This is a genomic window from Paenibacillus sp. IHB B 3415 (assembly GCF_000802655.2).
In the GTDB taxonomy this organism is placed as follows: Bacteria; Bacillota; Bacilli; order Paenibacillales; family Paenibacillaceae; genus Paenibacillus_AQ; species Paenibacillus_AQ phytohabitans.
This window is the reverse complement of sequence record NZ_JUEI01000003.1, coordinates 59,006-76,227: the sequence shown is the minus strand read 5'-3', so window position 1 is coordinate 76,227 and position 17,222 is coordinate 59,006. Positions and strand designations below refer to the sequence as shown.

The window sequence follows — 17,222 nt, the reverse complement described above, 5'->3', positions numbered from 1 at the left end:
CGCCACAGGAATTCAAAGCCAAAAGACACGAATGGACTCGTGTCTTTTTTTGCGTGGTACATATTTAATCAACCGGTCATGGTTCCGCAATGGAAATCATCATTCGCATATACGAACATTTGTGCTACAATACCTTTTGTGAATATATGGAAGGGGCTGCGTGAGTCTATGACAAATAGGCAATGGGTCATGAAATTTATGCTGATGCACAAATGGGTTTTTCTATGCGGGTTCATGATCACAACATTGATGACGATGGTCAACCTGATTTATCCGTTCCTGGGCGGGAAGATGATCAATATCGCTTTTTATGATAAGGACATGAGCGCCTTCTTGAATCTATGTCTGATCTATGCCGGCATACTCTTGTTCAATCAGTTTATCGTTGCGACGGTGAACAATCTTATTTCGTCGCAGATGATGACGGGGTTTGTCTTCGATATCCGGCGGGCTCTGTTCAACAAGATATTACATAAAAAAGGAAAAGACCTCTCCGGGATGTACAGCGGGGATATGATCAGCCGGATGAACCACGACGCTACGGATATTATGAATCTCGTCTTCTGGAGCGGACTGTGGGGATACTCCAACTTGCTGCATATCCTATTCGCTGTCTGTTTTATGTTTTACTACAATGTACTGCTGGGGGCTTTTACGGTTGTTCTGGTTCCCGCCGTGTTTTTTGCCTCGAAATATTTCAAGACCAGAGCGCAACAGGTCAACAAGGAGCTTCGGGCGGAACAGGGAAAGCTATCCTCGTATTTATTCGAAATTGTGAAGAATCTGCAGGACGTCAAAATCCTTAACGCAGGTAAAAAAGTAACAAGCACTTATCTAAGGAAAACGGCTGCCATTCATAAAATGAATGTGGAAAACGGAAGAATCGGAGTGACCACAGAAAGGGTGAATGCATTCATCACGCTTGCCGCACAATTGCTCATATTTATTATCTGCGCCTATTTCATTGTTAAAGGCCAAATGCAGCTCGGTGTGTTTGTAGCCGCGATAAGCTATTTCAATATGGCCGTGAATTACTTCAGCTCCATTAACGGCAAAATTGTCGATGTCTGGGGGCAGAGAGTCTCCCTGCAGCGTGTCGTGGATATTCTGAATGAGGATGAAGAGGATTACCAGGAAAACCAGCCTCCGCAGCCCATAAAAGAGGGCCTGATTGAATTTAATAATGTCACCTTTGGATACAGCGAAGACAGACAGGTTCTGAACGGGTTCAATCTCCGCGTCGATGCAGGCAGCACGATTGGCATTGTCGGAAGGAGCGGCGCGGGTAAAACAACGATGGGTAACCTGCTCTACAATCTGTATCAAGTGGACAGCGGCGAGCTTCTGATCGACGGTGTGAATGTTAATGACTATAACCTGCATAGCTTGCGGAGCCAGGTGGGGATTGTCCATCAGGAGACTATTCTGTACGATCAGACCCTGCGTTACAATCTTTCATTTACAAATCATAAGGATAATGATGAAGCCCTGATGGAAGCGATCAAGAAGGCCGCTCTGTATGATGTGGTCATGACCTTCCCGGATGGACTGGACACTCTGCTGGGGACGGGCGGACAGGAATTATCCGGCGGGCAGAAGCAGCGTCTGGCAATCGCAAGGATATTAGTCAAGAATCCGAAGATTCTGATCTTCGACGAAGCTACATCCTTCCTCGACAGCCGGAACGAAGCGCTGATCCGGAAAGTAATGCGTGAGCTTTCGCAGGACCGGACGCTGATCATCATCGCCCACCGGTTCTCCACCATCCAGAGCTGTGATAGAATCGCGGTGTTAGCAGACGGTGTTGTCAAAGGCTACGATACCCACGACGTACTGATTACGAGCAATCAAACATACATAGACTTATTCAGCGAACAGTATGCAGGAGGTGAAGCTGTATGAAACGATGGGACATCTATAAGGCCTTAACCCGGGATATAGACGGTATCCGAAAACCGCTCCTTGCGCTGGGGATGTTCAAGATATGGAGCTTAGTATTCGGGCTGATCCCCCTGTTCTTGTACTCGTTATTGGTTAAGCGCGTTTTGGTAGATAAGCAGTTGAATGAGCTTTGGCTAATCATCAGCGGGTACCTTGCGGTTTTCCTGCTTACTACAACCGGGATTGCCGTCAGTAAGCGGTTTTCTAACCAGTTAATCCTGAAATATGATCTGAGAATCAAGAATAAGCTGCTCAAAAAGCTCATCAGCCTCAATAACGATGACTATAGCCAATATAGCATTGGCGATGTTAAGAGCCGGATTGAGAACGATTCGGCAATTGCCGGGAAATTTTTCGAGACGCATATATTGGATTTTATCTACGCTGCTGTTTACGCTGTTGCACTGGCAGTGATTTTACTATGCTATGACTGGCGGATTGCGCTCATCAGTTTTATTTTTGTTCCGGTTTCTTTGGTGACGGTTAATTTTCTGGGAGGGAAAGCGAAGCTTACCGGAGAGGAGCTCTGGAAACTGCAGATTCAATATGAATCCTTTTTACACTCCAATTTCCAAAACTGGAAGGATATCAAAACCAATAATCTTGAAGATGCTCAATTTGCTGAATTAAACGGACATTACAAGAAGATCAGGCATGTCTGGTTTCTTAACCAGCTCTATATGCATCTGGGGATTACCTATTCGTTCTTCACCAAGAATTTCATTACCCAGCTGTTCATCTATTTTATCGGCGGATTATTTGTCATTAAGGGCTACTCGGAGGTTGGTGTGCTGCTTGTGTTTATCAGCTTTTACGGGCAGTTTTTCGGATACATCGAGAACATTAGTAATTCCATGATGAACTTCAAGAATGACTCGGTGAGTATCGGTAAAGTGATCGGGATTCTAAATATAGAAGCAGCTAAGAAGCCTTATAAGAAGATTGAAGGAACAGATATCAATGTTGACCAGCTGAAATTCACCTATGAGGGGAACGATTCATTTGCGCTTGACGGTATATCATTCTCTGTGGGTAAGGGGGAGCATCTGGCGATCGTTGGACAAAGCGGCAGCGGCAAATCCACCATCGCCAAGCTGTTGACAGGGCAGATGGAACCGCAAGGGGGAACAATAAGCATTGGCGGCACAGATATCTCTTCGGTGAACAGTGAGAGTGTGTCCGATAAAGTGAGTATAGTTGTGCAGGAACCTGTTCTGTTCAATATGTCGATTAGAGACAACCTGTTGCTGGCCAAGGCCGGGGCAACCGACGCGGAATTGATAGAGTGCTGCCGCAGGGCGAGTATATATGATTTCATTGACACCTTGCCGGATCAATTGGATACGATCATTGGAGAAAAGGGTGTGAAGCTCTCCGGAGGCCAGAGACAGCGGTTATCGATTGCGCGTGCTTTTTTACAGGACAGGGACATCATTATTTTTGACGAAAGCACAAGCGCGCTGGACAGCGAAAATGAGAGTGACATCATTAGCGAACTCAAAAGTCTTTCCTCCGGGAAAACCATGATCTCCATTGCTCACCGTCTATCTTCCATTCTGGACTGCGACAAAGTAATGGTTCTGCAAGCTGGCAGGGTCGCAGCCTTCGATACCCATGAGAACCTGTTTAACCGGAACGAAGCCTATGATTTGCTGTTCCAGAATCAGTATAGGGCAGGTTGATATAAGGAGACCCGGGTGCGTCAGCGCCCGGGTTTTTGTATTTTATCTGTAGCCTTCAGCATCCGCCGGTTTACCGGCATCTACGACCTCGACCATGTAACGCCAGCAATCCGGCTGGGAGCCGTCCATATCTGTATACCCGTAGACTTGCGCCAGCTCTCCGCTTGAGAGTGACCGTCCGTTCCATCTGGATCGTTCGGGGTCTTGAGCAAGCGCAGCGACGGCCCGGCCTACATAACGTGGGGATTCCGAGATGATGAAGTGAGGCTCATTGGCAGCAGCATCCCGCCAGTTATCTTCTTGTATCCCATAGTGTTCGAGCATCATTTCTGAACGAAGCCAGCCTGGCGTGAGCGCCACCGCTGTACAGCCATAAGGCTTAAGCTCCTGGGCAAGAGCCCAGGCCATACGGGTCACGGAGGTTTTGGCCTGATCATAGAACATCGACACCCGGTAATTCAGATTGTTGTATTCAGCGATTCCGTCCGTCATCTCTACAATTAACCCATTCTTATTCTTAATCAGAAGAGGGAGCGCAAAATGGCTTGTAATGAGATGGGTATCTATCGCGAGCCGTAACATCCGCAGCCCCTTCTCAAGGGAATGCTCCCACAACGGAACATTCCATTCGATGATCTTTTCGGCGCCCCAGATATCATTCACGAGGATGTCGAGCCTGCCTTGCTCTTTTTCAATACGATTCACCAATGTCTCTACCTGGACAGGGTCCAGATGATCGACTTGAACCGGGATTCCGTGGCCGCCAGCCCGGGTGACAAGCTCTGCCGTTTCTTCTATCGTTTCAGGACGGTCATATTCGGAACGTTGGGCTAGCGTCGATCTTCCTGTCACATATACCGTTGCGCCCGCTGCCCCTAGCTCGGTAGCGATCCCCCGGCCAGCTCCCCTGGTAGCTCCGGCTACTAAAGCGATTTTCCCTTGTAAACTCCTCATTCCGTGGTTACCTCCTTTGTTGAATACAGCTTCATTATAGAGTATGGGAATGACATCTATTGTCATATATAGTTTAGTTTTCGCGGTTTAAGTTTGATTTAAGTGTTATGGCTTATGCTTGGAATAAGTCAGGTAGCGTTAATGCTTATTGAACGATAAACAGCCTATAGATGACTACTAACTATACGAGGAGTGTTAGTCCATGAAAATCATAAAGCTGAACAGCATAAGTGTCATTGCTCTAGCCGCAGTACTTACCGTATCTGCCGCAGGATGCTCTAATGCACAAGAAGGCAGTGGGGTTGCTGCTGCAACCACTCCATCTGTAGCTCAGGCCTTGTCACCAAGCGCAACATCCGCAGGAAGGTACTGTTGTTGAAACACCGGAGGCTTCCGTTTCCGATCTGGACACCGCGGAATTATTCAGTGACCGGGATTTAGAGCAGTCGGCGGATCTTACTGCTGCAACACCAATGAATCTGGAAAGCAATCAGGATGTGACACTGAGTGAGGAAGGCGTGTATGTTTTGAGTGGTGATGTGGACAATGTGACGGTAACGGTTGAGGCTGCCGACGATGCCAAAGTTCAGATCGTTCTTGACGGTGTGAGTATAACCAATGAAGATGCACCGGCCATTTATGTGAAAGCAGCGGATAAGGTATTCGTTACGTCCACTGACAGTGAGAACTATATGGAGGTATCCGGAAGCTATGTAGCGGATGGGGAGACCAATCTGGATGCGGTTATTTTCTCAAGAGCAGATCTGACCCTGAATGGAACCGGAACCTTAGATATTGTATCGGGTCAAGGAAATGGGATCTCTTCCAAGGATGATCTCAAAATTACCGGAGGCGTGTATACCATAGAGTCCTCTGCGGATGCAATAGAAGCGAATGATGCGATTCTGATCCATGATGGAACGATCACGATTGATACACAGAAGGATGGATTGCATAGCGAGAACGAAGAGGATACTACCCTCGGGAATATCTACATTGAAGGCGGCACCTTGACAATCACTGCTGCTGACGATGCCATTACCGGCAACAACCTTGTGCAAATCGATGGCGGAATCATCAACATTAAGAGTGCAGTAGAAGGTATCGAGGCAAATAATATTATCGTAAATGAGGGTCAGCTTACGTTGTATGCGACTGATGACGGTATAAACGCTACACCCAAAGTTAGTTCCGGCGCATCAATTGTAGTCAATGGCGGTACGATTGAAGTAAGTATGGCTAGCGGGGATACGGATGCTTTTGATTCAAATGGTGACATGTATATCAACGGCGGTACCATTAATGTAGAAGCCACTTCGGCCTTTGACGCGGATGGTACAACTGAATTAAATGGCGGCACTGTCACAGTTAATGGTGAACCCATTACTGAAATTACGGAATCACTCGGAGGCGGGTTCGGAGGTGGAGGTGGCCGGGGGGCGCAGGTGGCGGTAGAGGGACGGGGCAATAATTAAGGGGAGTTTTTCCTAGAGTAGTTGGACGTATATATATTTATTTATAAAAACCGGTTGTGGTATAGTAAAGGCAGGAATAGAGTAAAATGCAAAGAGAGACGTGCATCGGGCGCGACTTCCTATTTATAATAGCCCTTTTTAAGGGTGGAGACTTCAAAATAACAGTTATGAGATAGACCGTTTCCTTTGGATTAGGGCGGTCTATTTCTTTTTAAGATAGTTAAGCGAAGGAAAGGAGCAGGCAGGATGAGCTACCCTGAATTAATGCGCAAAAAAGATTTATATGAACAAGCAAAAGATACACTTCCGGAAATCACTGTAAAAAGCTATGTGCAGGCTTTCGAACTGGAATATACGCATAACTCGACTGCCATTGAAGGGAATACGTTAACCCTTTTGGAAACCAAGGTGGTTTTGGAGGAAGGATTGTCTGTAGGCGGCAAGATGCTGCGGGAAATTTACGAGGTCATTAATCATAATAAAGCTTACCAGTATGTTAAAGCCTGCATTGATCAGAGAAAACCGTTGGATGAAGGCATTATTAAGGATATTCATGCTGTACTGACTGAGAATATAATGGTGGGCGGTATCTACCGGAATGTAGAGGTATATATATCTGGAGCGGCCCATACACCACCAGTACTGGGTGAAATGTACCGCCAGGTACAAAACTTTTACGCTGATTTAGCTGAAAAGGATGTCACCAACGTTATTGAGCTTGCAGCATGGACCCATGCCGAATTCGTGCGTATTCATCCGTTCGCCGATGGAAACGGCAGAACTTCGCGGCTGATTATGAACTATCAACTGCTATCTCACGGTTATCTTCCTGTCTCTATTGCCAAGGAATCCCGGCTGGATTACTTCAATGCACTCGAAGCTTATGCTGTGCATCGGAACTTGAAGCCTTTTGCTGATATGATCGCCTCGCTGGAAGAGCAGCAACTTGACCGCTATCTGGGGATGATTGAGCGGCAGGGGCAGAAGCCGCGGGAATGAAGGTTTTGAATGATGATCTGTTAGGGTTATGAGGCTGTTTCATTAAAGTAGGCTTGAACTACTTCTTGAGCAGCCTCTTTATTTTGGAATAAAGTCCTCAAACCTCACTAAGCGGTCACTGCAGATATTATAAAATGAATCTTGAGCCTTTTCATTTCCAGATTGTTCGACTATTACATACGTAACATTTATATACTTTATCCAATGTATTATTTATGATAGGATAAATTGGAAGAAATAACATCTATCACTTTTTGCAATTTAGAGAGGAGGATAGTAGTGAATCGGACGAAATATTATAATTATATTGATGAGAAATTGATGCTTTTATCTGCTCGAATAAGCGTGCGTGGAAAACAGAATATATTAGATTTACATATACATTCGGAAATGTTTTTTGCGGGTCTTCTTAACCTCCTTTTTGATTATAAATTTGTGAATTTAAATACAATTAAGCGAAATGTTGAGGGTATAGATTTAGTAGATACAGAAAAGGAGATTATTGCTCAAGTATCATCGACATGTAGTAGACAAAAGATTGAAAATTCGCTAAATAAAGAAATATTAACAAATTACCCAGGATACACCTTTAAATTTATTGTTATTGCAAACGATGCTACAAGTTTAAGAAATAAAGACGACTTTGCTAATCCCTATGGGATATCGTTTACTCCTGCGGATGATATCATAGATATTGTACAAATATTAAATATAGTCCTACATAAGTCAATAGATGAACAGAAGAAGGTATACAGTTATATAAGGAAAGAATTAGGTACAGAAATAGAAGATGATGATTTTGTACAGATAATAGATTCTCATGTAAGCGTACTTGCTGAAGATATAGAAGATTCGTTTGTTAAAACAACTATATTTGAGACTGGATTAGATGCACTGAAAAATTCGAATATATTGATAATGGATGGAGAATCAGGTATTGGAAAAACGTCTACAGCAATTTCAATAGCTTATACTCTGTCAAAAGAATACAACGAATGTAAGCTAATGAGCATAGATGGTTCAGATAAGCTAGAATCAAAGAAAATCGAAGAGTTACTTGTGAAACTTAAAAAATCTATTAGAGAACAAGAAGTTATTATAATCGATGATTTTCTGGGTAAAACGAAGCTGAATGAATCGGAAGATTATTTTGTTCAAATTGAAGAGTTATTAAAATTTATAAAGCAATGTAAAACTAAAAAAATAATACTCACAACACGGACAACCATTTTTGAAAATTCTAAAAAACATAATGAAAGCCTTGCCCAGTTCTATAAATATGATACTAAAGTGTTGACGATTACAGACGGATATTCTGTGGATGATCGTATTAATATTTTGGTGAAATACATCTTGAGAAATGATATTAGAGATAAAGTTGGAGATTTATTAAATGATAAAAAAATACTCCATATGATTATTAAACATCAAAACTTTAGTCCTTTGATCATTGAACGAGCTACCTCCGATTGTAGGTCGAAAGAGTCGAACCAATTTGGCGAGATTATATTTATGTATTTAGAAAATCCGGCTTTTATATGGGAAAAAGAAGTTGGTGCATTGGATGATAACGCATTAAATTATTTATTTGTACTATATTCACTTTCAGATACTTATATTGAACAAAAATATATTGATGAATGCTTCGGGAATTTCAACAAAATAATGGGGATCAAGAAAATAGAAAATTTTAATGACACAAAGGAACGATTAAAAGCACTACTTTCTTTTGATAATACAAATAAGATTTCATTTAGACACCCATCAATAATTGATTATTTATCTAAAAAAATATATCCGAGAAAAGATGATCTTATTTCGTCAGCGGTATATTTTGAACAGATTGAAAGACTCGATGAAAACAAGGAGAAAATTATTAAACTATTAATAGATCCACAGAAATTTTTTAAGCTAAAAGTCTTGCCTTTCAGATTTTCAAATGAGGACATTCTATTTCCAAATAACATTGGGATACCTTATTTAAAATGTATACTTGAATGTAATTTCCAGAATAAAGAACATGAGAATATTATTATTGAGGTTATGGAACTTATTTTTCAAAGGGGCCACTTATTATTAATGTGGACGTCAGATGTAGTTATCGATATTTTAAATTTTCAATACTATAACATGAGTGCAATAATAAATAATGAAAATTACATGGAATTGATTTATCGTGCCTCGAACTCGAATAATGTATGGAAACTTATACAGCTCACAGAAGAAAAAAATGAAAAAGGTTATGATTTTAGTATTATGAAAAAATATGTGCAAAATGAAATATTGAGTAAACTGGCAGATAGCGCTACGGCGGTATGCGAAGAACAGATTATGGAAAATTTCGAGTCATATATAGAGCATCGCATTGATGATTATTTTGATGACGATGATTATGAAGAAATCGCATGTGAGATTATCAATGATATCATTGATGATATTGATGCTGAGCACATTGGCTTAGAGAGTATGAAAGAAGCAGCGGGAAAAATCGGTTTGTATAATGTGGATTTTAATAATGTGAGTTACGATCTATATTATTATGAGACTCTAGTTGAAGACTATGCGATAAATGCGATAGAGGAATATTTGCTTTACAAATAGAACAAAAGATTGGCAGTTACTTTATTAGCCATATGAGTGGAACACAACTGAACAGAACCGGCAATAAAAACCCTTCTGGCGAAGGGTTTTTATATCGTTTATACTGATTAAACCAATTTACTTCTTAGGAGCTGGGTCGCGAACATGATAAAGAAAGAAGCCGCACATATACGTAAGCAATTTAAGATGGACCACGATCAGCTGCATCTGTTCGATATTCTGAACGTGTATATTATGAAGGAAACCAATGAAATCTATCATTGTGAACGCCAGCCATTCGCCATGCTGGACCGGGAGAAGCAGGAGCTGTATATGGCGAATTTCCGGAAACTGCTGACCGGGGAGCTGGATCATAAACTGTTCGAGCTGAAGTTCCTTGAAGAAGCGGAGGAGCCGTCGCAGGTCATGCTTCACCAGGGTCTGGTGACGGGCGATCCGGAAGAATGGCAGGACCTGATGCTGATGCTGGTGGATAAAATGCTGGTGGACGTCAAGTATGAGAAGGATGCGGTAATCACGTTTGTCCGCGGACAATACTTCCGGCCGACCAAGGCCCGGAATGACGAAGCCGAAGAGACCGGTAAGGATGAGATGTTCTCACATCCGTTCATCCTATGCAGTGTGAACTCCACGGAGCAGCAGCGCAAAACCCTCCTGTTCGATTACGTGGAGCGGGAATTCAAATACAATGTGATGGTCGATCCGATCATCAAGCTTAGCACGCCGGAGCAAGGGTTCTTCTACCCGAGTGTAACGGACAACTATTCGGATATTAATCGTATCCTGTATTGTACAGGGAGCTCGAATAATCCGAACCCGCATTTCATCGAACAGGTGCTGAATGCGGAGCGGTCCGTGACAGCCATGGAAGAGAGATCCATCTTCGAGGATATCGTGAAGGAAATAACGGGCGAACAACTCGATGTGGCGACCATTGCGCAGGTATACGAGAGTGTTCACCAGGTCATCGAAGACCACGAGGACGAGGAAGAACCGCCGAAGCTCGATTACCGGGATGTAGAGCGTGTGCTGAAGGCAAGCGGCGTAGAGGAAGTGACGATGGAAAAGGTCGAGCGCGCGTTCGAAACCATCGTTGACAATAAGAATTATGAGATGAAAGCAAGCAGCGTGATCCCGAAATTCACGTCCAAATCAATCAAGATTGATACAAAGGTAGCTTCGATTACGGTCAGCCCGCAGGATCTGAAGTATGTGAGACAGGTGAATTATCAAGGGAAACGCTGTATCCTGATTGAGATTGATGAGGATGCTGTAATTGAAGGGTTTACACTGATGTCGGAGAATCTATCCTGACCTGTACGGATAGATGTATATTGCAAGGGCTATCCCGACGTCTCCTTACGAGAGCGGGAAGCCCTTTTATTTGTGTAGGGTTGGTGCGAGTGCGCACGGGCCGAATGTATGCGAAAAACCGAACACAATGTGCTAACGCTAAAGCTTCAGCCCGTATTTCGCCCAAACCGCTGCATACTTCTTCTCCAAGATCGCCCAGCGCTTCTCGGCGCCGTATTTCGCTTGGAGCTGCTTCAGGTATTGCTCCGCAGTCTCTGTATCCCCTGTATCCAGCAGGAACCCGAAGGTCTCCTCACTTAAATGCAGTGCTGTCCGCTGCATATAGTATTCAATAATGGCCCTGGCATCGGTTAAGGTGTACAAGAATTGAAGACTCTGATCCAAGTGGAGCAGCAGGTCTGCCGTGAACTTGTCCACATCTACCTCCGGCGTCAGGAAGTAGCGTTCCGGGGCGGCGGGGACGATGTTCCCGATCCGGGCAATGAAGTGAGCCAAGCCCAGAGACGAAGCAGGCCTATATTGCGCAAGCTCTTCGGAACGAATACTGTAATTCACATAGAAGCTGAGTTGCTTGTGTGTATTGTACTTGAATTTCTGGATATTGATTTTATAGCTGAGTTGGCCTTCTGTTTTGTAGAAATTCAGATCCTTTGTGAGATAACCCCGTGCGGAGAAAAAAGGTTTCACGTCTTGCTTGATGATCGTCTTAAACAGCTCTTGCAAAGGAATCCCTCCCCATCCATAGTTAATTATGATCAACCTCTGATTGACCACATTCCAGGCACCATTCTACTATAGCAATAAATACTTGCAGATGCCAAAAAGAGGAACCAAAAGTAAATGCGGAATCCAATGATAGGGTTACCCCGGAATAGATATAGACATAGGGCCTGGGCATGGGCATGGATGCTTGGGTCTTTTTGTTATGGGATCGGATTAAATTTTAAAACGGACAGTTTTTTATAGTAAAAGCAATAATAAAAGTCATATGAATTAGATTGATTACTATGATTGTTTGTCGAAAATTAAACTTATTCATGCGAAATGTCGATAAAGTAGACTAAGAGTTTTTGTTGTGCGCTCATACGGAAACGTTATCAATTTATAAAGAAATACTCATTCGACAGGAGGAACGAAATGTTAAAAAAGATAAGCAAGATAGGACTGGCCCTGGTGTTGGTCATTGGGCTGCTGCCCCTGATGTCACTCCGCGCATACGCGGCTATGCCTTCATTCACGGAAACAAAGGACTTTGTTATCGAGCCTCCGGCAACATACAATGCGGGCAAAAATATTTCCACTGCCCAAGGTCTTCAGGACGGAAGTACGGCAGTGTTGCTGAATTCATTTGTCTATAAAGGCAATACTTACGTTTCATCAAATTTTTTGAGGATTTTTGATAGTGCAGGAACGCTGATTACGGATGTGGATCTCAGCAGTTTAATGGACACTTATTACAAAATGACTTATGTGAGTATGCTTGCGCTAAATAACGGTAATCTATTAATTACTTACAATAAAAGCGACTCTAATGAACATAATCTGCAATTGGGGACAGTGAAGGAGAGCACTCCTAATGCCTATTTCATGGTGCTTAACAAGGAGGGACAGAAAGTAACCGGTCAGACTAAGCTCAATACATTTAGCGATGGAAGTCTTCCGCAACTTACGCGTTTTGTATCTGCTACGGAATTGTCCGATGGTAATATAGCCTTCTCCTGGCAAAGAAACGACAATAAGAGCACAGTTACCCGTGTGTTCACCGCTGCGGGTTCGCCTGTTACAAGTGAAACACTTCTGGTAGACGCTAATGCGAGCATGTCTTATGTATCCGCCGGAGATGGCGTATATATGGTTGCTTACAATTCGGGGCCCTCGAACGATAATATTTATCTGAAGCTATTCAGCAACAGCGGAACACTCTTAAAAACAATTGATGTAGGAGCAAGAACGAATGAGAAACAGCTGTATCTGTCTACGCTAAATAACGGGAATTTCATGCTCAGCCAATATTACTGGGTTAATGATAGCTCTACGGTCTCCTTATATGATAACGAGGGGAATAGCCAAAGCGGATTTACGATAAGCGGTTCCCTGGGGGAAGCTTCGGCTGCAATCTATAAGAACGGCGCACTGCCGGGTTTTGTAACAGTAAGCACTGATCCCACCTCCAATGATGCCATCAACGATGCATACAACTACGGTACAGAATGGTCAGGAACTCAGTATGCTTACCTGAACTACTATGATTATGAAGGCAACCTGGTCTTAACCTCAGATCAGCCTGTAGATTCCGCTCCGGTGGTATTTCAGGGATATGATGAAGACAGCTGGATGTTCGCTGTAGAATATTATCCGAAATTTGCTTTGTATCCCGCCTTCGGCGATAAGGTTGTTCTCATAAAAACAGATAATACGGATGCGAGTCACTATAGAATAATCGGCAAATTGTTTGACACAGAGGCTTTAACTCCGGTTATGCTGCTGTCAGCGGCAGCTGACGGCGTAGCCGGAACAACAACATCGACGAAAATTGATCTGACCTTCGATACTGCGATTGCCGGGCTGACGGCAGACGACATCACGATTACGAATGGTGCAGGCTCTGCGGTAAAAGGAACGTTGAGCGGAGCAGGGACAGATTGGAGCATCGGGCTTACTTCAGTGACAACTGAAGGAGACGTATCAGTGGCGGTAAATTCGCCAAGCGGGTACAAGATCAGCGGTTCGCCGATGACGGTAGCTGTATCGCTGTTCACGGCATTGCCGGAAGCAACCCCAGCAGCAGTTATTGACTATGCGGCTGAGCAGCTGACGGGTCTGACGGCAAGCGGTGCGTACACAATAAACGGTACACTGCCAGTAACGGCGACCGCAGATGGTAAGCTGGATATAGATAGCAGCTGGCTGGGTACGTCACTGAGTATTGTGAAAAAAGGCAACGGTTCGACGACTATAGATAGTGCGGTGCAGACGGTAAATATTCCTAGTCGTCCGGCTGCACCGACTAATGTGACATCGACGGGTGAAACGAAAATTAATGGGAACGACGGTACGCTCACGAATGTGACTTCCGCGATGGAATACAAGAAGGGGACAGCAGGTGAGTGGACGGATGTAGCGGGCACAACCGTAACGGGGCTTGTACCGGACGCATATTTCGTCCGGACGAAAGCAACAGCAACAGCGTTTGCCTCAGAAGCACAGAGTGTAACGGTTGTGGCGTTTGTGCCAACATCGGAAGCGACCCCGGCAGCCGATATTGACTATGCGGCTGAGCAGCTAACGGGTCTGACGGCAAACGGCGCGTACACGATAAACGGTACGCAGGCGGTAACGGCGACCGCGAATGGTAAGCTGGCACTTGATAGCAGCTGGCTGGGAACGTCACTGAGCATTGTGAAAAAAGGCAACGGTTCGACGACTATAGACAGTGCGGCGCAGACGGTGAGTATTCCTAGTCGTCCGGCAGCACCTACTGGTGTGGCGGCGACGGATGAGACAGCAATAGATGCCAAAAATGGCACATTGACTGGCGTAACCACAGCGATGGAGTACAAAAAGGGGACAGCAGGTGAGTGGACCGATGTAGCGGGCACAACTGTAACAGCGCTTGTGCCGGACACGTACTACGTCCGGACGAAAGCTACAGCAACGGCATTCACTTCGGCTTCTGTGCAACTGACAGTATTGTCGTTCACGGCAACGCCGGAAGCGACTCCGGCAGCGGACATTGACTATGCGGCTGAGCAGCTGACAGGTCTGACACCGGACGCGTCATACACAGTGAACGGTACACTAGTAACAGCGGTAGCGGATGGTAATTTGGCTATAGATAGCAGCTGGCTGGGAACGTTACTGAGCATTGTGAAGAAAGGCAACGGTTCGACGACTATAGATAGCGCGGCGCAGACGGTGAGTCTTCCAGCACGTCCGGCAGCTCCGGTTGGTGTCACTGTTACAGATGTGACGTACAACGGGGCGAATGACGGTACCCTGCAGAATCTGACAGTACAAATGGAGTACAAGATTGGCAGTACAGGTCTTTGGTCAGAAGTTACAGACACAATCATTACTGGCCTTGCACCGGACACGTATTATGTACGGGAGAAGGCCACGTCAACAGCATTCGCTTCTAATATTGCTCAGGTTACCGTTCATGATTCGGATGCAGTCATCCCGGCTGCACCTGAAGTGGCAGCGGATGACCAGAACAATACGATTGTTGGTCTGGACACCAGCATGGAATTCTCAGTGGACGATGGAACTTTCGTACGCTACGACGGAACCAACCTGCCGAACTTGAGCGGTGAACACACCGTTAAGGTGAGGGTTGCGGCCAGCGGATCGGTTCCGGCGGGTCCGGCAACTACGCTGATTTTTACAACTGATGAGCTTATCCCTGCGGGGGGCTTGTCCGTGAGCGCCAGCGATCCAAGTGGCGCGGGGAATAACGGATATACGCAGATCAGCGTTACACCGGAGCCAGCTGCAGGACATAAGCTGCTGTACAAGAATTTCGGCACTGGCAGCGTTGTTGCACCTAATGCGGGGGAAATCCTGACGGGATACACACTTATAGGAATCGATGGTCTAATTCCTGCAGCTAACGGCGATAGGATTGGAATAGCAGAAGTGGATACTGACGGCAAGGTAGTGAAGTACGGCAGCGCAACAGCGGTTGTTGTCACGGCTGAACCCGTAACGCCAGATCCCGATCCGGTCAGTCCGGGAACCGGAAGCAATCCGGGCAGCGGAACCAGTACTGGTAACGCGGCAAGCAATGTTACCGATGTGATCGTCCTTGTTAACGGCAAGGAAGAGAACGCGGGCAAAGCCACAACAACGACTTCCGGAAACTTGAAGATAACTACTATCGCGGTTGATCCGGCGAAACTTCAAGCAAAGCTGGATGCGGAAGGTAATGGCGCTGTAGTTACACTTCCGATGATGCTGGATTCCAACATCATCGTCGCGGAGTTGAACGGCCAGATGATCAAGAACATGGAGAATGTATCGGCTACCCTGGTGCTTCAGACAACGAAAGGGACTTATACTTTGCCGGCATCCGAAATCAACATCGGTGCGTTGGCCGAGAGACTCGGAAACGGGGTTAAGCTGGAGGACATTACGCTGAGGATTACGATTGGCGAAACCCCGGCATCCATGAACCAGGTAGTGACAGCTGCTGCAGGCAGAGGGGGCTTTACCCTTGTTGCACCGCCAATAGATTTCACCGTTACCGCAACTTACGGTACATCGACAGTGGAAGTGAGCCGGTTCAATGCTTACGTGGAGCGGACAGTAGCTCTTCCGGATGGTATTGACCCTAACCGGATTACGACGGGCATCGTCGTAGACCCGGATGGTACAGTGCGCCATGTGCCGACCAGACTCGTCCGGAAAGACGGCAGATATTACGCAGATATCAAGAGCTTGACGAACAGCTCGTATGCGGTGGTCTGGCATCCGCTGACTTTTGCAGATGTGGACAATCACTGGGCGAAGAACGCAGTGAACGATATGGGATCGCGTCTGGTCATTAACGGTGTGAACGAAACGACCTTCAACCCGAATGCAGATATCACCCGTGCAGAGTTCGCAGCGATTATCGTACGCGGTCTGGGATTGAAGCTTGGGGAAGGAACATCGGCGTTTGCAGATGTTGCAGCGGATAGCTGGTATGCAGCGGCGGTTGAAACGGCATCCGGATACGGACTGATCACCGGATTCGAGGACGGAGCCTTCCGTCCGGATGCCCGAATCACACGTGAGCAGGCCATGAACATTATCGCCAAAGCGATGAAGCTGACAGGCCTGGCAGACCAGACTGGCACAGTGGATACAGCAAGTGTACTTGTAGCCTTTACAGATGCAGGCAGCATAGGTGCCTGGGCCGAGGATAGCCTGGCGCTTGCAGCTAAGGCTGGATTAATCACCGGCCGCGGCGATAGTATGCTGGAGGCAAAAGCTAATGTTACCCGTGCGGAAGTGGCAATGCTGATTCAGCGGCTGCTGCAGAAGTCGGATTTGATTGATTAATTAAGATAATTATAGGAGAAGCGAATTCAGACGTAGAGCTGGATTCGCTTTTTTATTGTATAGAAAATTATACAATTTCCAGAAATGTGGATCCGGGCATTCGTTTGGCTTCCTAGAGTTAATTGATATTGATAATCAATATCAATTGTGTTAATATAATTTTGTTCACTAGCGAACAAAAAGAAAACAGTCTATTGCTAACACTGAACTTGGT

At 45.3% G+C, this 17,222-nt stretch carries 10 protein-coding genes; 8 read left to right on the top strand and 2 right to left on the bottom strand.

Translation table 11 applies throughout. The features are described from left to right. Nucleotides 1-168 precede the first annotated feature (168 nt). Together QW71_RS37675 and QW71_RS02040 are read left to right on the top strand one after the other, a co-directional pair. A complete protein-coding gene (locus QW71_RS37675; RefSeq protein WP_160311768.1) occupies nucleotides 169-1,902 on the top strand; it encodes an ABC transporter ATP-binding protein in 1,734 nt (577 codons plus the stop codon). Beyond that, nucleotides 1,899-3,623 (top strand): ABC transporter ATP-binding protein, encoded by a 1,725-nt coding sequence (locus QW71_RS02040; RefSeq protein ID WP_039292548.1) that lies wholly within the window; start codon nucleotides 1,899-1,901, stop codon nucleotides 3,621-3,623. Before QW71_RS37675 ends, QW71_RS02040 begins: the two co-directional genes overlap by 4 nt. Before the next feature lie 42 nt (nucleotides 3,624-3,665). Here the strand turns inward: QW71_RS02040 and QW71_RS02035 are convergent, their stop codons facing one another. After that, the gene (locus QW71_RS02035) at nucleotides 3,666-4,577 is read right to left on the bottom strand and encodes an SDR family oxidoreductase (protein ID WP_039292545.1); all 912 of its coding nucleotides are present in this window, start codon (nucleotides 4,575-4,577) and stop codon (nucleotides 3,666-3,668) included. Between the two features lie 202 nt (nucleotides 4,578-4,779). On the opposite strand from QW71_RS02035, the gene QW71_RS40370 reads away from it, so the two are divergent. From QW71_RS40370 to QW71_RS02015, 5 genes are all read left to right on the top strand, one after another. After that, entirely contained in the window at nucleotides 4,780-4,956 is a 177-nt protein-coding gene (locus QW71_RS40370) for a hypothetical protein (RefSeq protein WP_160311767.1), read from the top strand. Nucleotides 4,957-5,050: 94 nt separating this feature from the next. Next, on the top strand, nucleotides 5,051-6,052 hold the full coding sequence (locus tag QW71_RS02030; protein WP_052769839.1) for a carbohydrate-binding domain-containing protein: 1,002 nt from the start codon (nucleotides 5,051-5,053) through the stop codon (nucleotides 6,050-6,052). 246 nt (nucleotides 6,053-6,298) lie between these two features. Continuing rightward, nucleotides 6,299-7,051 carry a Fic family protein gene (locus QW71_RS02025; RefSeq protein WP_039292543.1) on the top strand — a complete coding sequence of 251 codons (753 nt, stop codon included), beginning with the start codon at nucleotides 6,299-6,301 and terminating at the stop codon, nucleotides 7,049-7,051. Between the two features lie 279 nt (nucleotides 7,052-7,330). Continuing rightward, entirely contained in the window at nucleotides 7,331-9,652 is a 2,322-nt protein-coding gene (locus QW71_RS37670) for an SMEK domain-containing protein (protein WP_052769838.1), read from the top strand. Nucleotides 9,653-9,796: 144 nt separating this feature from the next. Further along, entirely contained in the window at nucleotides 9,797-10,966 is a 1,170-nt protein-coding gene (locus QW71_RS02015; protein WP_039292539.1) for a DUF4317 domain-containing protein, read from the top strand. A 138-nt stretch (nucleotides 10,967-11,104) separates the two neighbouring features. Here the strand turns inward: QW71_RS02015 and QW71_RS02010 are convergent, their stop codons facing one another. After that, on the bottom strand, nucleotides 11,105-11,689 hold the full coding sequence (locus tag QW71_RS02010) for a DUF4304 domain-containing protein (protein ID WP_039292534.1): 585 nt from the start codon (nucleotides 11,687-11,689) through the stop codon (nucleotides 11,105-11,107). Nucleotides 11,690-12,103: 414 nt separating this feature from the next. On the opposite strand from QW71_RS02010, the gene QW71_RS37665 reads away from it, so the two are divergent. Next, on the top strand, nucleotides 12,104-17,008 hold the full coding sequence (locus QW71_RS37665; RefSeq protein WP_052769837.1) for an S-layer homology domain-containing protein: 4,905 nt from the start codon (nucleotides 12,104-12,106) through the stop codon (nucleotides 17,006-17,008). Nucleotides 17,009-17,222: the final 214 nt, after the last annotated feature.